Origin of the sequence: Roseinatronobacter monicus (assembly GCF_006716865.1) — a bacterium.
In the GTDB taxonomy this organism is placed as follows: domain Bacteria; phylum Pseudomonadota; class Alphaproteobacteria; order Rhodobacterales; family Rhodobacteraceae; genus Roseinatronobacter; species Roseinatronobacter monicus.
Genome location: NZ_VFPT01000001.1, coordinates 735,629 through 755,993, shown reverse-complemented (window position 1 = coordinate 755,993; position 20,365 = coordinate 735,629). Strand labels below are relative to the sequence as shown.

The window sequence follows — 20,365 nt, the reverse complement described above, 5'->3', positions numbered from 1 at the left end:
GGCGCCCGCGCGCCGGGGTCTGTTGTTTTAGGCCCCTTTATGAGAGTGCCCCGCGTGCAGTTTGACCCGCTTCTTTATACCTTTGTCTTTCTTGGCCTGTTCTCGCCGGGGCCGAATGTCATCATGCTGACAGCCTCTGGCGCGCGGTTCGGTTTCTCGCGCACGTTGCCGCATCTGTTCGGTGTGGTGCTGGGGGTGGGCGTTATTGCAGCGGTCACAGCACTGGGTGTGGGCGCACTGGTGCTGGCCAACCCGATCCTTGGGCTGGTGTTGCAAACCCTTGCCGCGGCATGGATCTTGTGGATGGCATGGGGCTATTTCAACGCCACCCGCCGCCCCGCAGCCCAGCAACAGGATGTCGGCGACCCGATGACCCTGTGGCAAGGCGTGCTGTTTCAATGGATCAACCCCAAGGTCTGGGCGGTCGCTTTCGCAGCCTCGGCGGGCTATGGCGCGGGGCTGCCCCCCGCGCAGGAAGCCGCGCGTCTGGCCATGGCCTTTAGCAGCGTCAATCTGGGCGTGTGCCTGTTCTGGGCAAGTGCGGGGGCCTTGCTGACAGGGCTGCTGCAATCGCCCGCCCGTTGGCGCATCTTCATGCGCCTGATGGCGGCGTTGCTGGCCCTGTCGGCTGTGATGGTGTTTCGCTGACCCTTGCCTTGGCGCGCGAATATGTTAGCGTCTTTTGATCAAATACAGCCCGGAGATACGCTATGGCCCTCGACCGTCCCACCCCGAATGATCTGCGCGCCTTCTGGATGCCCTTCACGGCCAATCGCCAGTTCAAACAAGCCCCGCGTATGCTGGTCGAGGCGGATGGCATGTTCTACACCACCTCGGACGGGCGGCAGGTGCTCGATGGCACAGCGGGCCTGTGGTGCTGCAATGCCGGACACAAGCGCCCCCGCATCGTCGAGGCCATTCAGAAACAAGCCTCTGAAATGGATTACGCCCCCGCCTTTCAGATGGGCCACCCCAAAGCGTTCGAGCTGGCCAACAAGCTGGTCGATCTGGCCCCAGAGGGGATTGACCACGCATTCTTCACCAATTCAGGGTCGGAATCTGTCGAAACAGCGCTGAAAATCGCCATTGCCTATCACCGCGCCAAGGGTGACGCAGGCCGCACACGCCTGATCGGGCGCGAACGCGGCTATCATGGTGTGAATTTCGGCGGCATTTCCGTGGGCGGCATTGTCAACAACCGCCGCCATTTCGGCGCAATGCTGGCGGGCGTCGATCACCTGCCGCACACCCATATCCCTGAGAACCAGTGGACGAAGGGCCAGCCAGAGCATGGCGCCTATCTGGCCGATGATCTCGAACGCATGGTCGCGCTGCACGGTGCCGATACGATTGCCGCCGTCATTGTGGAACCTGTCGCCGGCTCCACCGGCGTGCTGATCCCGCCCAAGGGCTATTTGCAGCGCCTGCGCGAGATTGCCACCAAACATGGCATCCTGCTGATCTTTGACGAGGTGATTACCGGATTTGGCCGCCTTGGCAGCCCCTTTGGCGCGCAGCATTTCGATGTCATGCCCGACATGATCACCTGCGCCAAGGGTCTGACCAATGGCGTAATCCCGATGGGGGCGGTGCTGACCACCGCCGCCATTCACGACGCCTTCATGCAAGGGCCGGAACATCTGATCGAGCTGTTTCACGGCTATACCTATTCGGGCAACCCCATCGCGTCCGCCGCCGCACTGGCCACACTGGAAACCTACCGCGAGGATGCGTTGTTCGAGCGCTGCGCCGAAATTGCCCCCTATTGGGAAGAGGCGGTGCATTCCCTGAAAGACCACCGCCATGTCATCGACATCCGCAATATGGGGCTGATTGGCGCGGTAGAACTGGAACCCATCGCGGGCGCACCCACCCAGCGCGCTTTTGCCGCTTTCCTGAAAGCCTATGAAAAGGGTGTCCTGATCCGCACGACAGGCGATATCATCGCCATGTCACCGCCGCTGATTATCGAGAAAGCGCAGATCGACCAATTGATCGGCACCTTGGGCGAGGTGCTGGACAGTCTGGACTGAAACCGTGAGCAAATCTCTCAAACGTGTGGCCCGCGCACTTCAGGACGCGGGCCTGCCAGATACGATATTTGAAGCGGGCGATGCGCGCACAGCCGAGTTGGCGGCAGCTTCCTGCGGCTGCGAGATTGACCAGATCGTCAAATCAATCATCTTCTGCGGGCAGGACTCCGGCGCGATCCGGCTGTTTCTGACCGCAGGCGGAAACCGTGTCAGCGCCAGCAAAGCCTCATCACTGGCAGGCGAAGCGCTGGGCCGCGCCGATGCAAACCTTGTGCGCGCCACCACCGGCTTTGCCATTGGCGGAGTATCGCCTATAGGGCATCTAACCCCTTCACCCTGCTGGATTGATCCGCGCTTGTTGCAGTTTGCAAAGGTCTGGGCTGCGGCAGGTACGCCGCGTCACGTCTTTTCAATCGTGCCCACGATGCTTACCTCCCTTACCAATGCCTTACCTGCGGATTTTGTCGAATGACCTTGCCTGACCCCGAATTGCAACCAGAGTTCTACAGCGACGTGCCCCTCAAACGCGCGCTGGCTTGGGCGATTGATCTGGTCGTCACCATCGCACTGACGCTGGTCGGGCTGGTGATGACGTTGTTTATTAGCGCTTTTTTCCTGCCCGTGTTGTTTGGCGCAATCTCGATCGGCTACCGCACAATCATGCTGGCGCGCTACGGGGCTACGCTGGGCATGATGCTGACCGCGCTGAAATGGCGCGGCCTTGACGGGCGGCAACCCGACCCGATGACGGCCTTTATCTACAGTGCGATGCATGCGGGGATGTGGACCGTGTTTCCGTTGCAAGTTGCATCTATGGTCATGATCTTGCTGACACCTTACCGACAAGGCTTGCATGACATGGTTCTTCGCACCACGATGCTGCATCGAATCGGCCCCGATCATTAACCTGAATGCCCCTGCATCAGATGACTTGGCGAAAGCCGAAAGCCTTGCTAATCTTCTAACTTATGCTCCGTGATTTGAGACGTGTTGAATGCGCCACAGCCTGCCAACCATACCACAGTTCTATGTGACTGCCCCACAGCCCTGCCCGTATCTTGACGGGCGGATGGAGCGTAAGTTGTTCACCGCCCTGCAAGGCGAGCAGGCCGAGGCGATGAATGACACATTGTCCAAGCAAGGGTTTCGCAGGTCGCAAAATGTGCTCTATCGTCCGTCTTGTGCCGATTGCTGTGCCTGCTTGTCCGCACGCATTCGGGTGGCTGATTTTCAGCCCACGCGCTCGCAGCGCCGCGTGATCAAGCGCAACAGCAGCCTGCAGCGCTATGTCACCAGCGCTTGGGCAACAGAAGATCAATATGACATGTTCCGCCGCTATCTGGATTCGCGCCACGCCGATGGAGGCATGGCCGATATGGATGTGTTTGAATTCGCCGCAATGGTCGAGGAAACGCCCGTACGCACCCGCGTTCTGGAATATATCGGGCAGGATGCAAACGGGCGGCGGCAGCTGCGCGCGGTCTGTCTGACCGATGTGCTGGATGACGGGCTTAGCCTTGTCTATTCGTTCTTCGACCCGGATCATGCCGCGAAGTCATTGGGCAGTTACATGATCTTGGATCAGATCGCCTTGGCCCGCAAGGTTGGGCTGCCTTATGTCTATCTGGGCTATTGGGTGCCGGGCAGCCCGAAGATGGATTACAAATCCAAATTCTCGGCGCTGGAAATCTATCAGAACGGCGCATGGCATGATCTGGGCGACCCGGACAGCTATTCAGGCGCGACGCATCCCCTCTCGGTCAAGCCGATTGCTGAGCAAGTCGCAAATCTGAGCCTGCCCAAAACCCTGAGCGCGCCCATCACACCCACACGCGTGGTGCGCGATCTGTAACCACGGCTGGCGGTCGGGTCAGTTCGATTTGCGCGATGGAATAAACGGCAAGGGCAGGACCGGCACACCCTCTTCAAGCAGGGCTTTCGCTTCTTGCGGTTGCGCCTCGCCATAAATGGGCCGGTCAGGGATATCGCCCAGATACATGGCACGCGCCGTTGAGGCGAAGCTATTGCCGACATATTCCGAATTGGCCTCGATCTGCTCACGCAGCGCTTTCAACTTTTGCTCTGCATCGGGGGATTTTTGCACTGTTGTCGGCGGGTTGGTCGCTGGGGGCGGCGTGGGCTGTTTTTGCGGTTGGCCAAGCGCTACTGCGGGCGCCATCAGCGCCTTTGTCACGGCGTTCGACCCGCAGACCGGACACTGGACCATATCGCGCGCAATCAGATCATCGAACGCTTTGCCACCCTTGAACCAGCTGTCAAACGCATGTCCGTCATCACATCTGAGAGAAAATTTTATCATTCCTGATAGCCCCACAAGACTGTCGTTACACCTAACAATGTTATCAACCAGTTCAAGTGCAAATGACTTGCTCTGCCGCGCGACCCCGCTATCTAGTCACCCCTAACCGGAGGGCATCATGTTGAAAGCGGCACTTGGCCTTGTCATCACCCTGCTTGCGCTTCCCGCAAGCGCATTTACCTTCACCGCGCTGGACGGCAGCCCGTTGGAGTTGGCAGACTGGCGCGGGCAGCCGGTGCTGGTGGTCAACACGGCCTCCCTCTGTGGCTTCACGCGGCAATATGGCGATATGCAACAGATTTATGACGAATACGGCCCGCAAGGCTTGGTGGTGCTGGCGGTGCCGTCAGATGATTTCCGGCAGGAACTGAGCAGCAACGAAGAGGTTGCCGATTTCTGCCGTGTGCAAACCGGCCTGACCTTTCCCATCACGCAGATCACACCGGTGCGCGGGGCGCAGGCGCATCCGTTTTACCAATGGCTGGCAGACGCGCATGGCCATGTGCCCAACTGGAATTTCAACAAGGCGCTGATCGGGGCTGATGGCGAATTGTTGGGGTTCTGGGGGTCTGCAACGCGCCCCACGGCACGCGCGATCACGCGCGAGATCCGCGCTGCCTTGCCATGATGTTCAGACCACAAAATGAAATCCTTTTTCATCTGTCGGAAAAAAGGCAGGGGTTCAAAGCGACCTTTTGCATAGGGTTTTTCATCTGATGAAACCCTATTTCATCGGCTCGGAAATCTATCGCGGCTCCAGCTATGGCGACTGGCACCCGCTGCATATCCCGCGCGTCTCGACCGTGATGGATTTGACGCACGCTCTTGGCTGGATTGGGCCTGCGCAATACCGCACCAGCCCGCGCGCCAAACCAAAGGCACTGACGCTGTTTCACACGCCCGACTATATCACAGCCCTGCAACAGGCCGAAGCGCGGCAGACCCTCGATGACGCAACCCGCATCCGCCACGGCCTTGGCAGCACCGCCAACCCTGTCTTCCCTGAAATGTTCCGCCGCCCCGCAACCGGTGCGGGCGGCGTGATGCTGGCGGCTGAACTGGTGCGCGAGGGTGGGATTGTTCATGTTCCCGGTGGCGGCACCCATCATGCAATGGCCGATTATGCCAACGGGTTTTGCTATCTGAACGATCCGGTTCTGTGCCTGTTGTCGCTGCGCCAGCTTGGCTTGGCGCGCATTGCCTATGTCGATATCGACGCGCATCATTGCGACGGGGTCGAGGCGGCCTTGGCAGGTGCCGAGGACATGCTGATGATCTCGGTGCATGAGGAAAAGCGCTGGCCCTTCACCGGCGCGCTGGAGGATGAGGCGCGGGGGCGTGCACTCAACCTGCCCGTTCCACGCGGGCTGAATGACACCGAAATGCGCGACATCGCGCAGCGGTTGATCCTGCCTGCGCTAGAGCGCTTTGACCCGGATGCAATCGTGTTGCAATGCGGGTCTGACGCGATTGAGGAAGACCCGCTGTCGCGCCTTGCCCTGTCCAACAACGCCCATGCCGAGATTGCTGTGGCACTGGCCCAGCTTGCGCCACGGCTGATCGTGCTGGGCGGGGGCGGGTATAACCCGTGGTCGGTTGCACGGGCCTGGACACGGGTCTGGGGCGCGCTGAACGGGCTGTCGCATGATGGCCCCCTGCCCGCCCCCGCCGAAGCCATCTTGCGCGCGCTCAGTTGGAAGCGCCGCGCCGCCGGGCGCAGCCCGCCCGCGCATTGGTTCACAACCCTCAATGACCCTGCGCGCGAAGGGCCGATCCGGCCAGAGATTCGCGCGCGCACGGATCATCTGCGCGCCCGACTTGCCCTTGCGTCACCCAATGTGGCGAAAATCACCCGACCCGGCCAGAGAAAAACCGCCTGAGCGCGACCGCGCCTGCAAAGCCCACCTTGCGTAACCCCCCGCCCCCGCATATTAAGTGGCGCGAAAAACGTGCGGGGGAAAGGGTCGGCCCATGCCGCTTCTGGTGATGAAATTCGGCGGCACTTCGGTTGCTGATCTGGCCCGCATTCGCAATGCGGCGGCCAAGGTGAAGGCCGAAGTTGCGCGCGGTTATGATGTAATCGTCATCGTCTCGGCCATGTCGGGCAAGACGAATGAACTGGTGGGCTGGGTCAATGAAACCTCGCCGCTATATGACGCGCGCGAATATGATGCCGTGGTCAGTTCGGGCGAGAATGTCACCGCAGGGCTGATGGCGCTGACGCTTCAGGAAATGGATGTGCCCGCGCGCAGTTGGCAAGGCTGGCAAGTGCCCATCCAGACCACCAGCGCGCATGGGGCCGCACGGTTTGTCGATATTCCACGCAAGAATCTGGATGCCAAATTTGCCGAGGGTTTCAGGGTTGCCGTTATCGCAGGCTTTCAGGGTGTCAGCGCCGAGGGGCGTATTACCACGCTGGGGCGCGGCGGGTCTGACACGACCGCCGTGGCCTTTGCCGCAGCGTTTGACGCGGAACGCTGTGATATCTACACCGATGTGGACGGGATCTACACAACCGATCCGCGCATCACCTCGAAGGCGCGCAAGCTGGACAAGATCAGCTTCGAGGAAATGCTGGAACTGGCCAGTCTTGGCGCGAAAGTGCTGCAAACCCGGTCGGTTGAGTTGGCAATGCGCTATAAGGTGCGCTTACGTGTCTTGTCATCATTTGACGAGACAGACGAGACTTCTGGAACTCTGGTCTGCGATGAGGATGAAATCATGGAATCGAAAGTCGTCTCGGGCGTGGCCTATAGCCGCGAAGAAGCTAAACTTACCCTTGTCACGGTCGAGGACCGGCCCGGCATTGCCGCCGCCATCTTTGGCCCGCTGTCCGAAGCGGGGGTGAATGTTGACATGATCGTTCAGAACATTTCAGAGAAAAACTATCGCGGCAACGAAAAGGCTGTCACCGATATGACCTTTTCCTGCCCTGTCGATCAGGTGGGCCGTGCGCGCAAGGCACTGGAAGCGGCCCGCGATGCAGGGTCGATCAGCTATGAGACGCTGGAAGTTGACACAGATGCGGCCAAAGTGTCGGTTGTCGGGATCGGTATGCGCAGTCATGCAGGTGTCGCAGCGCGCATGTTTAGTGCACTTGCCGACGAAGGCGTCAATATAAAGGTCATCGCGACATCCGAGATCAAGATTTCTGTCCTGATCGACAGGAAATATATGGAACTGGCGGTTCAGGCGCTTCATGATGCGTTTGAACTCGACAAGGCGGGCTGAGGCAGGCCCGACAGCAGGATCGGAGGGGCGATGCCCCACAGAACAGAAACTGACAGCCGCAAGCTGTTGCGCAAATTACGCGATGAAATGTCGCTGGCCAATCCGGGGCAGGAACGTCTGGACCGGATAACCACCATCATCACCGAATCGATGGGTGTCGATGTCTGTTCAATCTATCTGTTCCGCGACCCTGACACGCTGGAGCTGTGCGCCACCGAAGGGCTGAAGCCGGAATCCGTGCATCAGACACGGCTGCGTCTGGGCGAAGGGCTTGTGGGCAAGGTGGCGCGGCTGTCGCGCCCCCTCAACACAGCCAACGCGCCTGCCGAGCAGGGCTTTCGCTATATGCCCGAAACCGGCGAGGAAGTGTTCACCTCGTTCCTTGGTGTGCCGATCCAGCGGCTGGGCGAACGCTTGGGCGTGCTGGTCGTGCAGGCCAAAGAGCCGCGCCTTTATTCCGATGACGAGATTTACGGGCTGGAAGTGGTGGCGATGGTCATCGCGGAAATGACCGAACTGGGCGCGTTCACGGGCGAAGGCACCAGCTTTGCCACCCCGCACCAGAACCCGGCCATGCTGCGCGGTGTGACCGCACAGGAAGGTGAGGCAGAGGGGCAGGTCTGGCTGCACCAGCCGCGTGTGGTGATTACCAATCTGGTCAATGATGACAGCCGCGCCGAACTGGCACGTCTGGAGGCCGCAGTGGACACTTTGCGTGTCTCGATTGACCAGTTGCTGGCAACTGCCGGAACCCGCGACAAGGAACATATGGAGGTTTTGCAAACCTACCGCATGTTTGCGCATTCGCGTGGCTGGATGAAGCGGATGGAAGAAGATATCCGCCTTGGCCTGTCCGCCGAAGCTGCGGTCGAGAAGGAACAATCCACCGCGCGCTCGCGGCTGGAGCGGGTGCCGGATGCCTATTTGCGCGACCGGCTGCATGATCTGGATGACCTGTCCAACCGTCTGTTGCGTATCCTGACAGGTCAGGGCAACGAAACCGGGGCCGAAATGCCAGAGCGCCCCATTCTGGTGGCGCGCAATATCGGGCCGGGGGAATTGCTGGAATATGGCCGCAAATTGCGCGGTGTGGTGCTGGAAGAAGGCGCTGTGGGCAGTCACGCGACGATTGTGGCGCGGGCCTTGGCGATCCCGCTGGTCATCAATGTGCCGCGCATCACCACCGAGGCGCTGAATGGCGACCATATCCTTGTCGATGGTACCGAAGGCGTGGTGCATCTGCGCCCCGATGATACGATCAGCAGCGCGTTTCGTGACAAGATGGCGATGCAGGCCAAGGCGCAGGAGCGCTATGCCATTTTGCGCGACAAGCCTGCGCAGGCGCGTTGTGGCAGCAATGTGTCGTTGAAGATGAATGCGGGCTTGCTGGCTGACCTGCCATCGCTGCCCAATTCGGGTGCCGATGCGGTGGGCCTGTTTCGGACCGAATTGCAGTTTCTGGTTCAGGACCGGATGCCCAAGCGGTCTGATCTGGTGGCGAATTATGCGCGTGTGCTGGATGCGGCGGCAGACCGGAAAGTGTATTTCCGCACGCTGGATATCGGGTCCGACAAGGTCATGCCCTATATGAACCGCCCCGACGAGCCGAACCCCGCGATGGGGTGGCGCGCGCTGCGCGTGGGTCTGGACAAGCCCGGCGTGTTGCGCATGCAGTTGCAAGCGCTGATCCGGGCTGCAAATGGCCGCGCGCTGAGCGTGATGTTCCCGCTTGTTGCAACTGCCAGCGAATTCACGCAGGCGCATGACACATTGCTGCGCGAGATTGAGCGTGAGCGCCGCCTTGGCCATGCCCTGCCTGAAAAGCTGGAAGTGGGGGCGATGCTGGAAACACCGTCCCTGGCCTATGCACCCAAGAGCTTTTTTGAAGCGGTGGATTTCATCTCGATTGGCGGCAATGATTTGAAGCAGTTTTTCTTTGCCGCCGACCGCGAGAACGAGTTGGTGCGCCGCCGCTATGATACGCTGAATGTCAGTTTCCTGACATTTCTTCAGGTTATCGTGGATCGCTGCCATGAGACGGAAACGGACCTGTCATTCTGTGGTGAAGATGCCGGACGGCCCGTGGATGCGCTGGCGCTGGCCGGGATTGGCATTGCCTCTCTCTCGATGCGGCCAGCCTCGATCGGGCCTGTCAAGTCCTTGATCCGAAGGTCAAATCTGAACGAGGTATCAGAGCTTATTGCGCGGGTCCAAAGCCGTGGTCTGGAAAGTGCGCGACCGGCCTTGCTGGACTATGTCGCAACGCTTGTGGACTGAAACGGTCAAAGACAGGCGGGCGCGCCACTGTCACTTTTCCAACATAGGCGCATATGGCGTCACATTCCCCTGCACCCCGTCCCATGCACCCGGCACCAGTTCCAGCCCCAGCACGCGTGCGGGGTTTGTGGGCGGCGGCATGACCACATTGTCCAGCCGCGCAAATCCGAAGCGGCTGTAATAGGGCGCATCGCCCACCAGCAAAACCCGCGCCCAGCCCTGATCGCGGGCGCGCGCCAAGCTCTCGCGTATCAGCCAGCCGCCCAAGCCTTCGCCCTGATGGGTGGGGTGCACAGCGATGGGGCCAAGCAGCAACAGATCAGCGCCTGCCACCTGTACAGGCCAATAGCGGATCGCCGCAGCAATGCCATTCTGGTCGCGCAGCAGCAGGCACAGTGCGGCGACCGGGTCCACATGATCGCGCAACCGGTAGGATGACAGCGCTTCGCGGCCCGGTGCAAAGCACAGGTCATAAAGCGCCTCCACCTCCCACCAGTCGGCGGGTGTTTCCTCTAAAAGCTGCATCTGCAATCCCCGCCCAGATCAGTGCTGGCAGGGCCAGTAGCATGGCGTTAGGGTGCGCGCAAACACATCGGAGAGATACCCATGTTCTATGAACCCCGTAACGGCCACGGCCTGCCGCACAACCCCTTCAATGCGATTGTCACCCCCCGCCCGATTGGCTGGATTTCCACCAGAGGGGCGGACGGACAGGACAATCTGGCCCCCTATTCGTTTTTCAACGCTGTGGCCTATGTGCCGCCGCAGGTCATGTTCGCCTCGACCAGTGCCAAGCCGGACCGCGACGGCACCAAGGATTCGGTGGCCAATATCCGCGAGACCGGTGTGTTTTGTGTGAATGTGGTGGAATTTGCCGCGCGTGATGCGATGAATGCCACCTCTGGCCCTTGGCCGCGCGAAGTGGATGAATTCGATCACGCCGCCATTGCCCGCGAGGAGTGCCAAACGATTGCGGCAGCACGCGTGGCCGGTGCTCCGGCGTCATTGGAATGCCGCATGACGCAGATTGTCCCCCTTGAAGGGGCCGCGAATTTTTTGGTGCTGGGCGAAGTTGTCGGCATTCATATGCGTGATGATTGCATGGTGGATGGCATGTTCGACATCACGCGCTATCGCCCGTTGGCGCGCTGTGGCTATCGTGATTATGCTGTGGTCAACGAGGTGTTCAGCCTGTCACGCCCCGGTGAATAACGGTTACGCCAGCCAGTCGCGGAACTCGTCAATCACCTGTGCGTAAATCTCGCGCTTGAAGGGGACGATTGCGTCAAGCATCTCGTCCGCCGCAATCCAGCGCCATTCCGAAAATTCGGGGTGTGCGGTCTGGATGTTGATCTGATCGTCGCGGCCCAGATAGCGCATTAGAAACCAGCGCTGTTTTTGCCCCTTGTAGCACCCGTTCCAGATGCGCGGCACGATTTCGGCGGGCAAGTCATAGGCCAGCCAATCGCGCGTCTCGCTTAACGGGGCCACCAGATCGGGGGGGACGCTGATTTCCTCTTCCAACTCGCGCAATGCGGCGGCGCCGGGGTTTTCACCCTCATCAATGCCACCCTGCGGCATCTGCCAAGCGGGGATCGCGCTGTCGAGGCGTTGTGCCGCGAAAATATGCCCCTGCGCGTTGATCAGCATGATCCCGACGCAGGGGCGATAGGGTAGGTTCGCAATGGCGTCAGGCGTCATCGCTGACCGTTCAGGGCTGTCAGGCCGCGCAGGATGTCCAGCGCATAGGCAAGCTGGTAATCCTCTTGCCGCAGGCGTGCGACATCTTCGGCTTTCTGACGCTCTTCTTCCATCTGGCGGCGCTCGTCCTCGGACATGTCGTTATTGTCCAACCGTCCGCGCAGATCATTTTCCGACCGTGTCCGGGGGGCCGCTTCTTCCTCGCCATCCTCGATGGGTTGGCGGCGCGGCTGCTCGACCACGATATCGGGCGAGACGCCAAGCGCCTGAATCGACCGCCCCGACGGGGTGTAATAGAGCGAGGTTGTCAGCCGGATCGCGCCATCGCCCCGCAGCGGCATAACGGTCTGGACGGAACCTTTGCCAAAGCTGCGCGTGCCCACAACAATTGCGCGGCGGTGGTCTTGCAGCGCACCGGCCACAATCTCGGACGCTGAAGCAGAGCCTGCATTGATCAGCACAACCAAGGGCTTGCCATCAATCAGATCACCGCCCTGCGCATTGAAACGCTCGCCCGCGCCTTCGTCGCGCCCACGGGTCGAGACGATTTCGCCTTGCTCAAGGAAGGCGTCAGAGACGCGGATCGCTTGCGTCAGCAGCCCGCCGGGATTGTTGCGCATGTCCAGCACCACGCCGCCAAGGCTGTCAATCCCGCCCAACTCTTCTATTGCTTCGTTCAGACCGTCGCGCAGATTTGGGAAGGTCTGTTCATTAAAGGTCGTGACGCGCAAAATCACATTGTCGCCTTCGGTGCGCACACGCACGGCTTGCAGACGGATGGTATCGCGCACAATCGACAGATCGAACGGCTCTGACTCGCCCTCGCGCAGGATCGTCACGATGATTTCCGACCCGACGGGGCCGCGCATCATCTCGACCGCTTGCGCAAGGGTCAGGCCCATCAGCGACTCACCATCAACATGGGTAATCAGATCGCCCGGCTCTACCCCGGCTTGATCTGCGGGCGTGCCATCCATAGGTGTGACGACCTTGATAAAACCTTCTTCTTGCGTAACTTCGATCCCCAGACCCCCGAAAGAGCCACGGGTCTGCGTGCGCATATCGTCGAAATCATCGGGGGGCATGTAGCCGGAATGCGGGTCTAGTGACATGAGCATGCCGTTGATCGCCGCCTCGATCAGTTTTGCAGTGTCCGGCTCTTCGACATATTGGTTGCGGATACGCTCGAATACATCGCCGAACAGGTCCAGCTGTTCATATACATTCTGCGTGCTTGCACGTTCCTGTGCAAGCAGCGGCCCCGCAACCTGTGTCGCAATCAATGCGCCCCCAAGAATGCCACCAAGGCCTGCCATCACAAATCTGTTCATCCCGCCATCCTAATCTTGCGCGAACCCGCTCTTGCAGTGCGCGCATTGTGCATCTCGACTTCACCCCCCACTGAATGCGAACCAAGGCTCTGGGTCAATGGGGTTGCCACCCTCTCGAAGCTCAAAATAGAGTGTTTGACTGCGACTGCCAGAGGATATCTCGGGACTGTGTCCTGCCGGCATGCTGCCAAGCGGCGCCCCGAGAGGCAGGATTTCGCCCGTAGAGACCAGCGCCTCGCTCAGCCCGGCCAGCACCAGCAAGACTGCCTCGGCCGGTTCAAGTATAACGACCATCCCCTGTCCGGCCAAGGGACCAGCGTAGCGCACAGTAGCAGACCACGGCGCGGTCACAAGGGCGTTGGGCGCGGTTGCCAGCACAAGCCCCTGCCGCGAAACACCTGCGGCATCGGGCTGGTTGAAGCGGTGCAGGATCGTGGCGCGCACGGGCGGCGACAATGTGCCCTTGGCCGCCTGAAACGTGGCGGCGGGCTGATTATCAGCCGCGCCAGAGTTCTGCGCCAGTTCCTGTGCGAAATCCTCCAGGGTGACCGCGTTGCGGGCCAGTGCGTCCAGATGATCGGGGTCTTCGACCAGACGTTTGGGCAATGGCCCACGATCTGACACGGCCTGCGCCAAGGCGACACGCGCATCTTGCGCTGTCTGGAGCCCCTGTTCCAGCGCCAGAAACCCGTATTGCCGCGCACGACGCAGTGCGCGCAGATCATCCAGCTTGTCGCGCAATTCGGTCACGGCGCGGGCCAGTGGCGGGGTCAATTCGCCCAAGAGCATTGCCGCGCGCGCGGTTTCCAGCGCGCCTTGGGGATGCAGAAGTGCAATGCTTTCATCGACACGATCCGTGGCCATAAGCACGCTGAGCAGGCGCGACATCTCTTCGCTGCGGGCGGCAAACTGGCGTTCCAATGCGACCTCGCGCAGTTGCGCATCGCGCAACCCGTCGCGCAGGGCGACAAGCCCGTCTTCATAGGCCTGAATGGTCTGGCTGAGGGCTGATATCTGATCGCGCCCGCCGCTGGCGGACTGCATGGCCGTGGTGGCCGCTTCTAGCGCGCGGGCCGCGCTGAGCGCGCGTTCTGCGGGATCGGCAGCGGCACCGCTGCACCACACCAGACAGACCAGCAGTGTCAGGCTGCGGCGGATCATCGCGTGATCAGGCTTTCACCTGTCATCTCGGGGGGATGCGGCAGGCCCATCAGGTCCAGAATGGTCGGCGCGACATCGGCCAGCCGCCCATCGCGCAAACCCACACCATCCGGCCCGCCGATCAGCACGACTGGCACGGGGTTGAGCGTATGCGCTGTGTGCGGCCCGCCGGTTTCAGGGTCGATCATCTGCTCGCAATTGCCATGATCGGCGGTCAGCAGCATGGCCCCCCCTGCCTTGTCCAACGCCGCTAACGCGGCCCCAAGCCCGGCATCGACCGCTTCACACGCAAGGCGGGCGGCCTTGAGGTCGCCCGTATGCCCCACCATGTCAGGATTGGCGAAATTCACCACGATCAGGTCATAGCCCTGCCCGATCACATCGACCAGTTTTTCGGTCACGTCGGGGGCGGCCATCTGGGGTTGCATGTCATAGGTCGCAACCTTGGGGCTGGAGGGCATGTGCCGGTCTTCGCCTTGCTCGGGGGTTTCGCGGCCCCCATTGAGGAAAAAGGTCACATGCGGGTATTTTTCAGTCTCGGCCAGCCGGAACTGGCGCAACCCTTGGGCTGCGACCCATGCGCCAAGGGTATTGGCAATCTCGCGCTTGGGAAAGACGGTGCGCATAAACGCGTTATGGGCCTCGGAATATTCGACCATGCCCAAAAGCGTGGACCATGTCGGGGGATGGCCGCGATCAAATCCGTTGAAGCTGGGTGCGCCGAGGGCCGCCAGAATTTCGCGGGCACGGTCGGCGCGGAAGTTCAGGCAGAACAGCCCGTCACCGGGTTTGGCCCCGGAATAGCCCCCGACAATTGTAGGGGCGATAAATTCATCGGTTTCACCGCGCGCATAGGCGGCGGCAACCGCCTCTGAGGCGCTGGGGGCAGTGGCCCCGTCGCCGCGCATAATCGCGCGCCACGCCCGCTCGACCCGGTCCCAGCGGTTGTCGCGGTCCATTGCCCAATAGCGCCCGATTACAGTGCCGATCTTTGCGCCTTCGGGCAAAGTGGCTTGCAGATCGGCAATGAAGCGGTCGGCAGATTGGGGCGCCACATCGCGCCCGTCGGTGATGGCATGGATCACAACCTGCACGCCAGCATCCGTCAAAGCTGCAATCGCGGCTTTCAAATGTTCAACATGACCATGCACACCGCCATCAGAAACAACTGAAAACAGATGCGCCGTGCCGCCGGTTTCTGTCAGTTTCTCAACAAAACCCAAGAGCGCGGGGTTTTGCGGAAAACTGCCCTGCTCGATGGCAAGATCAATCTGGCCAAGGTCCATGGCGACGACGCGGCCCGCCCCGATATTGGTATGGCCCACTTCGGAATTGCCCATCTGCCCTGTCGGCAGGCCCACATCGGGGCCATGTGTCAGCAAGGTCGCATTGGGATAGGCGCGCATCACGCGGTCGAAATGGGGGGTATCTGCCTGTGCGACAGCATTGCCTTCGCGCGTGGGGCTAAGACCCCAGCCATCCAGAATGCACAAAACGACGGGTCTGGTCATGGCGGTCCCTCGGTCTGGCGTGGTGCCAGAGGCAGGCGTGCCTCCGGCGGGAGTATTTGGGGCAAGAAAATGTGCCCTGTCAGCTTTTCGTCCGGCGGTTGCGCGCCGCGATCAGTTTCAGGCGCAGCGCATTCAACTGAATGAAACCCGCCGCATCTTTCTGGTCATAAGCGCCCGCATCTTCTTCAAAGGTCACATGCGCTTCTGAATACAGGCTGTGATCAGACCAGCGCCCGATGGTGCGCACATGCCCCTTGTAGAGCTTCAAACGCACAGTGCCGCTGACATGTTCCTGCGATTTGTCGATCAAGGCTTGCAGCATCTCGCGTTCAGGCGAGAACCAGAAGCCGTTATAGATCAATTCCGCATAGCGCGGCATGATCGAGTCCTTGAGGTGGCCCGCTCCGCTATCAAGGGTGATCTGTTCGATCCCGCGATGGGCTTCGAGCAGCAAGGTGCCGCCGGGGGTTTCATAGATGCCGCGCGATTTCATGCCGACAAAACGGTTCTCGACGAAATCGAGCCGCCCGATGCCGTGCTTGCCGCCCAATGCGTTGAGTTCGGTCAGGATCGAGGCCGCAGACATCGCCTGCCCGTTGATCGCGGTGGCGTCGCCCTTCTCGAATGTGATCTCGATGATTTCGGGCTGATCTGGCGCATCTTCGGGGTTCACAGTGCGCTGGTAGACGTAATCGGGCGCATCAACTGCCGGATCTTCGAGCACCTTGCCCTCGGACGAGGTGTGCAGCAGATTGGCATCGACCGAGAAGGGCGCTTCGCCGCGCTTGTCCTTGGCGATAGGGATCTGGTTGGCCTCGGCAAATTCCAGCAGGCGTGTGCGTGAGGTCAGATCCCATTCGCGCCAAGGTGCGATGACCTTGATCTCGGGGTTGAGCGCATAGGCGGACAGCTCGAACCGGACCTGATCGTTGCCCTTGCCGGTTGCGCCATGCGCCACTGCGTCGGCCCCGGTCTGGGCGGCAATCTCGACCAGCCGCTTCGAGATCAGCGGGCGCGCGATGGAAGTGCCCAGCAGATACAGCCCCTCATAGAGCGCATTGGCGCGGAACATGGGGAAGACGAAATCGCGCACGAATTCCTCGCGCAGGTCTTCGATATAGATATTCTCTGGTGCGACGCCGAGCATTTCGGCCTTGGCGCGCGCTGGCTCCAACTCCTCACCCTGCCCGATATCGGCAGTGAAGGTGACGATTTCGCAGTCATATTCGGTCTTGAGCCATTTGAGGATGATCGAGGTATCCAGCCCGCCCGAATAGGCAAGCACGACTTTCTTGGGGGCGTTGGTCATGGGGGCTCCGGTCACACTATGCGTTTGGCCATCCGTCTATTGGCTTTGCCGCCTCTGGGCAAGGGGCGCTATTGAAACATAAGGGCCATGCGCGCGGGCGCAGTTGCGTTTGGGCATGGGCGACTGCTAACAGGGTGAGATTGAACAAAGGAACACGCAATGGCGGAGCGGCTGGAACTTTTGCGCGGGGTGGTCCACCCGTGGCACCATGACCATTTCGGACATATGAATGTGCGCCATTACGCCCCGTTTTTTGATGATGCGACCTATCATTTATGGACGCGGCTGGGGCTGGCCTATAGCGAAATGCAGGCGCAACACGGGGTGCATCTGGTGACTGCGCAGGCCAGCACGCGCTTTGTCAGGGAACTTGCGGCGGGTGATCTGATCGTAATTGACGGAACCGTGGTGTCATTGGGCACCAAAAGTTGCGCGTTTCAGTTGCACATGCGCCACGCCGATACCGACGCGGTACATGCAACCTATGATCTGATTGAGGTGTTTTTCGACCCACAAACCCGCAAATCCGCCCCCATGCCCGATGCAGTGCGCGCGCAGTTGGAAACATGGATGCGCGCGCAATGAGCGCGTTTGCCAAGGCCGCGCAGGACGCGACAGCCGCCATGCGCGACGTGTTCGAGCCGACACCGCTTGCGCGCAATGACCATTTGTCCAAGCGGTTCGACGCGGATATCTGGCTGAAACGCGAAGACCTGAGCCCGGTGCGCAGCTATAAGATACGCGGTGCCTTCAACGCGATGCGCAAGCGCCTTGCCACCCATCCCGGCCAACGCCAGTTTGTCTGCGCGAGTGCGGGCAACCACGCGCAAGGTGTTGCCTTCGCGTGCCGGCATTTCGGGGTCAAGGGTACGATCTTTATGCCGGTGACAACACCGCAGCAAAAGATCATGAAAACGCGCACATTCGGCGGCGATCAGGTCGAGATTACGCTTGTGGGCGATATTTTCGATCAGGCCTTGTCGGCGGCGCAGACCTATTGCACCGAACAGGGCGCGCATTTCCTGTCGCCCTTCGATGATGATGATGTGATCGAGGGGCAGGCCAGTGTTGCGGTTGAGATGCTGGAGCAGCTTGGTCGCGCGCCGGACATGGTTATTCTGCCAGTGGGCGGCGGCGGGCTGAGTGCGGGCGTCACGCGTTATTTCGAGGAAACGGCTACAAGTTCCGCGCTGCGCTATGTCGAGCCATTGGGCGGTGCCAGTCTGCAAGCGGCATTGGCGGCGGGCGCGCCTGTTACGCTGACGCAACTGGACAGCTTCGTGGACGGTGCGTCGGTTGCGCGGATCGGGGCGCGGACATTCCAGCATCTGCGCCAGATTAACCCTGCGCACCTGCTGATCGCGCCGGAAAACCGTATCTGTGTCACGATGCTGGAAATGCTGAATGTCGAAGGGATCGTGCTGGAACCTGCGGGGGCATTGTCGGTCGATGTGCTGCCGCTGCTTGCGCCGGATTTGAAGGGAAAAACTGTTGTCTGCCTGACATCTGGCGGGAATTTCGACTTCGAGCGCCTGCCAGAGGTCAAAGAACGTGCGATGCGCCATCTGGGCACCAAGAAATACCTGATGCTGCGCCTGCCCCAGCGACCGGGCGCGCTGCGTGATTTTCTTGAAACACTTGGCCCCGAGGATGACATTGCGCGGTTCGAGTATCTGAAAAAGACAGCGCGCAATTTCGGCACCGTGCTGATCGGGATCGAGACCCGGCACCCGGATAATTTTGAAAGCCTGTTTGCCAGAATGTCGGCGCTGGGGTTCAGATTTACCGATATCACCGATGATGAGGTGATAGCGGGTTTTGTAATCTGACCGCCGCCCCGTCACGCGCAGACATGGCTAGTGCTTCGGGGCAAGTCGCTGCCGCCATTGCTGTTCAAACAGGGTGCAGGTTGGTGGAAACACGCGCAACACCTGTTCTTTCTCGCGCGCGGCATCTTTGCCCTCGGATGCGCGCAACTCGCCTGCCGCGCACAGATCGGCAACCTCGCTGAAGCCAAGGTTCAGGGCCGCCCCCTTCAGGAAATGGAACGCGATGCGGTTTTCATCTGGGGATTGCGCGGCATTCAACTGCGCCAGACCGGTCTCCACCTCCTGCACGAAGACCTGCACCACTTCGCCGAACCCGTCCTCGCCGAAATCAGCATATAGGTCAGCCACTTGCGACCAGTCGATCATGCACGTTCCTTTCCATCACACGCCCAAGCCTAGTGCCTCGCTTCGGGGTATTTGACAGCTTTGATTTTTTCTGAATCTCTGTGGAGCGTAGCAGCTTTCTGGGGGTGAGATGATGACAAGAGGGTGCAAGCCGAAGTATGTAGTTCGACTGACGACAGAGGAGCGTGAACACCTTGAAGGGATGATCAGAACGGGTCGGCAAGCCGCCTACAGACTGCTGAAGGCGCGGATTTTGCTGAAGGCGGATGTGTCCTCTGATGGCCCGGGATGGGAAGATGCGCGCATTGCCGAGGCATTAGAGACCAGTCTCTCGACTGTTTTCCACACCCGGCGCCAACTTGTGGAGGAAGGGCTTGAGGCGACTTTAGCGCGCAAAGTTCCAGCGTCGCTTTCACAACCTCGGATCTTCGATGGGCAAGCCGAGGCCAAGCTGATCGCGCTTGCCTGTTCCGAACCACCCGAAGGATATACGCACTGGACACTCAGGTTGTTGGAAAAGCGGGTTGTCGAACTGGGCATTGTTGAGCAGGCCAGTGATACCACAATCCAACGCACGCTTAAAAAAACGCGCTCAAACCGCACCGGAACCGGTACTGGGTAATCCCACCCAAAGCCAACGCTGGTTTCGTGGCGGCCATGGAGAATGTGCTGGACGTCTACACCCGTCCACACGATCAAAACCGTCCGCTGGTTTGTCTGGACGAGACCAGCAAACAATTGACCCGTGAGACCCGCACACCCATTCCCATGCAGCCAGGGCGCGAGGCGCGCCATGACTACGAATATGAACGCGCAGGTGTCGCCAGCCTGTTCATGTTATTCGCTCCTCTGGAGGGCTGGCGCCACGTCGAGATACGCGATCGACGCACTGCCATCGATTATGCCCATATCCTGCGCGATCTGGCTGATCTCCACTTTCCCTATGCCGAAAAGATCGATCTCGTGCAGGATAATCTGAACACCCACAACCCTGCATCGCTGTACGAGGCTTTCCCGCCTGCCCAAGCGCGCCGCATCGCACAACGGTTCGAATGGCACTACACGCCAAAACATGGGTCTTGGCTCAACATCGCTGAATGTGAACTCAGCGTCCTCGCTCGCCAATGTCTGGCCCGGCGCATCCCGGACAAAACTATGCTGAAGGCCGAAGTCGATGCATGGACAACAAATCGCAACTCCCAACGCGCCAAAACCAACTGGCAGTTCACAACTCAAGACGCGCGCACAAAGCTTATCCGGCTTTATCCGCAAATCGAGTGAATCGCAGGACTAGAACCGAATTCCTAATACTTTGTT

21 protein-coding genes are annotated in these 20,365 nt (G+C 60.3%); 13 read left to right on the top strand and 8 right to left on the bottom strand.

The features are described 5' to 3' along the window. Positions 1-54: 54 nt before the first annotated feature. From BD293_RS03345 to BD293_RS03325, 5 genes are all read left to right on the top strand, one after another. A complete protein-coding gene (locus tag BD293_RS03345) occupies positions 55-648 on the top strand; it encodes a LysE family translocator (protein ID WP_246086195.1) in 594 nt (197 codons plus the stop codon). A gap of 62 nt (positions 649-710) precedes the next feature. Beyond that, a complete protein-coding gene (aptA, locus tag BD293_RS03340) occupies positions 711-2,033 on the top strand; it encodes an omega-aminotransferase AptA (RefSeq protein WP_142079859.1) in 1,323 nt (440 codons plus the stop codon). 4 nt (positions 2,034-2,037) lie between these two features. After that, a complete protein-coding gene (locus BD293_RS03335; protein WP_142079858.1) occupies positions 2,038-2,505 on the top strand; it encodes a YbaK/EbsC family protein in 468 nt (155 codons plus the stop codon). Continuing rightward, positions 2,502-2,939, top strand: coding sequence for an RDD family protein (locus BD293_RS03330; protein ID WP_142079857.1), 438 nt, complete (start codon positions 2,502-2,504; stop codon positions 2,937-2,939). The genes BD293_RS03335 and BD293_RS03330 overlap by 4 nt, the downstream gene beginning before the upstream one ends. A gap of 88 nt (positions 2,940-3,027) precedes the next feature. Next, the gene (locus tag BD293_RS03325) at positions 3,028-3,885 is read left to right on the top strand and encodes an arginyltransferase (RefSeq protein WP_142079856.1); all 858 of its coding nucleotides are present in this window, start codon (positions 3,028-3,030) and stop codon (positions 3,883-3,885) included. 18 nt (positions 3,886-3,903) lie between these two features. On the opposite strand, the gene BD293_RS03320 is transcribed toward BD293_RS03325, so the two are convergent. Then, on the bottom strand, positions 3,904-4,353 hold the full coding sequence (locus tag BD293_RS03320; protein ID WP_142079855.1) for a DUF1178 family protein: 450 nt from the start codon (positions 4,351-4,353) through the stop codon (positions 3,904-3,906). Between the two features lie 118 nt (positions 4,354-4,471). On the opposite strand from BD293_RS03320, the gene BD293_RS03315 reads away from it, so the two are divergent. The 4 genes from BD293_RS03315 to ptsP all read left to right on the top strand — a co-directional run bounded on the left by BD293_RS03315 (position 4,472) and on the right by ptsP (position 9,861). Then, positions 4,472-4,981, top strand: coding sequence for a glutathione peroxidase (locus BD293_RS03315; protein ID WP_142079854.1), 510 nt, complete (start codon positions 4,472-4,474; stop codon positions 4,979-4,981). Positions 4,982-5,069: 88 nt separating this feature from the next. After that, positions 5,070-6,233 (top strand): acetoin utilization protein AcuC, encoded by a 1,164-nt coding sequence (locus BD293_RS03310; protein ID WP_142079853.1) that lies wholly within the window; start codon positions 5,070-5,072, stop codon positions 6,231-6,233. A 91-nt stretch (positions 6,234-6,324) separates the two neighbouring features. Then, the gene (locus tag BD293_RS03305; RefSeq protein ID WP_142079852.1) at positions 6,325-7,584 is read left to right on the top strand and encodes an aspartate kinase; all 1,260 of its coding nucleotides are present in this window, start codon (positions 6,325-6,327) and stop codon (positions 7,582-7,584) included. A 30-nt stretch (positions 7,585-7,614) separates the two neighbouring features. After that, on the top strand, positions 7,615-9,861 hold the full coding sequence (ptsP, locus tag BD293_RS03300; protein ID WP_142079851.1) for a phosphoenolpyruvate--protein phosphotransferase: 2,247 nt from the start codon (positions 7,615-7,617) through the stop codon (positions 9,859-9,861). 30 nt (positions 9,862-9,891) lie between these two features. Here the strand turns inward: ptsP and BD293_RS03295 are convergent, their stop codons facing one another. Continuing rightward, a complete protein-coding gene (locus BD293_RS03295; RefSeq protein ID WP_142079850.1) occupies positions 9,892-10,386 on the bottom strand; it encodes a GNAT family N-acetyltransferase in 495 nt (164 codons plus the stop codon). An 81-nt stretch (positions 10,387-10,467) separates the two neighbouring features. On the opposite strand from BD293_RS03295, the gene BD293_RS03290 reads away from it, so the two are divergent. Continuing rightward, positions 10,468-11,073 carry a flavin reductase family protein gene (locus BD293_RS03290; protein WP_142079849.1) on the top strand — a complete coding sequence of 202 codons (606 nt, stop codon included), beginning with the start codon at positions 10,468-10,470 and terminating at the stop codon, positions 11,071-11,073. A 3-nt stretch (positions 11,074-11,076) separates the two neighbouring features. On the opposite strand, the gene BD293_RS03285 is transcribed toward BD293_RS03290, so the two are convergent. The 5 genes from BD293_RS03285 to BD293_RS03265 all read right to left on the bottom strand — a co-directional run bounded on the left by BD293_RS03285 (position 11,077) and on the right by BD293_RS03265 (position 16,874). Further along, entirely contained in the window at positions 11,077-11,562 is a 486-nt protein-coding gene (locus tag BD293_RS03285; RefSeq protein WP_142079848.1) for an RNA pyrophosphohydrolase, read from the bottom strand. After that, positions 11,559-12,893, bottom strand: coding sequence for a S41 family peptidase (locus tag BD293_RS03280; protein WP_142079847.1), 1,335 nt, complete (start codon positions 12,891-12,893; stop codon positions 11,559-11,561). Before BD293_RS03280 ends, BD293_RS03285 begins: the two co-directional genes overlap by 4 nt. Before the next feature lie 60 nt (positions 12,894-12,953). After that, complete coding sequence (locus tag BD293_RS03275; RefSeq protein ID WP_142079846.1) at positions 12,954-14,054, bottom strand: murein hydrolase activator EnvC family protein; 1,101 nt, start codon at positions 14,052-14,054, stop codon at positions 12,954-12,956. Next, a complete protein-coding gene (gpmI, locus tag BD293_RS03270; protein WP_142079845.1) occupies positions 14,051-15,565 on the bottom strand; it encodes a 2,3-bisphosphoglycerate-independent phosphoglycerate mutase in 1,515 nt (504 codons plus the stop codon). The genes BD293_RS03275 and gpmI overlap by 4 nt, the downstream gene beginning before the upstream one ends. Positions 15,566-15,644: 79 nt before the next feature. Continuing rightward, positions 15,645-16,874, bottom strand: a complete 1,230-nt coding sequence (locus tag BD293_RS03265) for an argininosuccinate synthase (RefSeq protein ID WP_142079844.1) — start codon at positions 16,872-16,874, stop codon at positions 15,645-15,647. 159 nt (positions 16,875-17,033) lie between these two features. Between BD293_RS03265 and BD293_RS03260 the strand changes: the two genes are divergently transcribed. Beyond that, a complete protein-coding gene (locus tag BD293_RS03260; RefSeq protein WP_142079843.1) occupies positions 17,034-17,459 on the top strand; it encodes an acyl-CoA thioesterase in 426 nt (141 codons plus the stop codon). Further along, a complete protein-coding gene (ilvA, locus tag BD293_RS03255) occupies positions 17,456-18,703 on the top strand; it encodes a threonine ammonia-lyase IlvA (protein ID WP_142079842.1) in 1,248 nt (415 codons plus the stop codon). Before BD293_RS03260 ends, ilvA begins: the two co-directional genes overlap by 4 nt. Positions 18,704-18,730: 27 nt before the next feature. Here the strand turns inward: ilvA and BD293_RS03250 are convergent, their stop codons facing one another. After that, positions 18,731-19,069, bottom strand: coding sequence for an Hpt domain-containing protein (locus tag BD293_RS03250; protein WP_142079841.1), 339 nt, complete (start codon positions 19,067-19,069; stop codon positions 18,731-18,733). A gap of 112 nt (positions 19,070-19,181) precedes the next feature. Here BD293_RS03250 and BD293_RS03245 point away from each other — a divergent pair. Continuing rightward, positions 19,182-20,329 (top strand): IS630 family transposase gene (locus BD293_RS03245; protein WP_142084273.1). Its coding sequence is split into 2 segments (ribosomal slippage): positions 19,182-19,629 and positions 19,629-20,329, totalling 1,149 coding nucleotides; the frame shifts between segments, so codons are not numbered across the junction. Positions 20,330-20,365: the final 36 nt, after the last annotated feature.

What these genes read in the sequence shown, in the direction of transcription:
- aptA (WP_142079859.1), top strand. Translation starts at nt 711, where the DNA reads ATGGCCCTCGACCGTCCCACCCCGAATGATCTGCGCGCCTTCTGGATG.
- BD293_RS03330 (WP_142079857.1), top strand. Translation starts at nt 2,502, where the DNA reads ATGACCTTGCCTGACCCCGAATTGCAACCAGAGTTCTACAGCGACGTG.
- BD293_RS03325 (WP_142079856.1), top strand. Translation starts at nt 3,028, where the DNA reads ATGCGCCACAGCCTGCCAACCATACCACAGTTCTATGTGACTGCCCCA.
- BD293_RS03320 (WP_142079855.1), bottom strand. Translation starts at nt 4,353, where the DNA reads ATGATAAAATTTTCTCTCAGATGTGATGACGGACATGCGTTTGACAGC.
- BD293_RS03315 (WP_142079854.1), top strand. Translation starts at nt 4,472, where the DNA reads ATGTTGAAAGCGGCACTTGGCCTTGTCATCACCCTGCTTGCGCTTCCC.
- BD293_RS03310 (WP_142079853.1), top strand. Translation starts at nt 5,070, where the DNA reads ATGAAACCCTATTTCATCGGCTCGGAAATCTATCGCGGCTCCAGCTAT.
- BD293_RS03305 (WP_142079852.1), top strand. Translation starts at nt 6,325, where the DNA reads ATGCCGCTTCTGGTGATGAAATTCGGCGGCACTTCGGTTGCTGATCTG.
- ptsP (WP_142079851.1), top strand. Translation starts at nt 7,615, where the DNA reads ATGCCCCACAGAACAGAAACTGACAGCCGCAAGCTGTTGCGCAAATTA.
- BD293_RS03295 (WP_142079850.1), bottom strand. Translation starts at nt 10,386, where the DNA reads ATGCAGCTTTTAGAGGAAACACCCGCCGACTGGTGGGAGGTGGAGGCG.
- BD293_RS03290 (WP_142079849.1), top strand. Translation starts at nt 10,468, where the DNA reads ATGTTCTATGAACCCCGTAACGGCCACGGCCTGCCGCACAACCCCTTC.
- BD293_RS03285 (WP_142079848.1), bottom strand. Translation starts at nt 11,562, where the DNA reads ATGACGCCTGACGCCATTGCGAACCTACCCTATCGCCCCTGCGTCGGG.
- BD293_RS03280 (WP_142079847.1), bottom strand. Translation starts at nt 12,893, where the DNA reads ATGAACAGATTTGTGATGGCAGGCCTTGGTGGCATTCTTGGGGGCGCA.
- BD293_RS03275 (WP_142079846.1), bottom strand. Translation starts at nt 14,054, where the DNA reads ATGATCCGCCGCAGCCTGACACTGCTGGTCTGTCTGGTGTGGTGCAGC.
- gpmI (WP_142079845.1), bottom strand. Translation starts at nt 15,565, where the DNA reads ATGACCAGACCCGTCGTTTTGTGCATTCTGGATGGCTGGGGTCTTAGC.
- BD293_RS03265 (WP_142079844.1), bottom strand. Translation starts at nt 16,874, where the DNA reads ATGACCAACGCCCCCAAGAAAGTCGTGCTTGCCTATTCGGGCGGGCTG.
- BD293_RS03260 (WP_142079843.1), top strand. Translation starts at nt 17,034, where the DNA reads ATGGCGGAGCGGCTGGAACTTTTGCGCGGGGTGGTCCACCCGTGGCAC.
- ilvA (WP_142079842.1), top strand. Translation starts at nt 17,456, where the DNA reads ATGAGCGCGTTTGCCAAGGCCGCGCAGGACGCGACAGCCGCCATGCGC.
- BD293_RS03250 (WP_142079841.1), bottom strand. Translation starts at nt 19,069, where the DNA reads ATGATCGACTGGTCGCAAGTGGCTGACCTATATGCTGATTTCGGCGAG.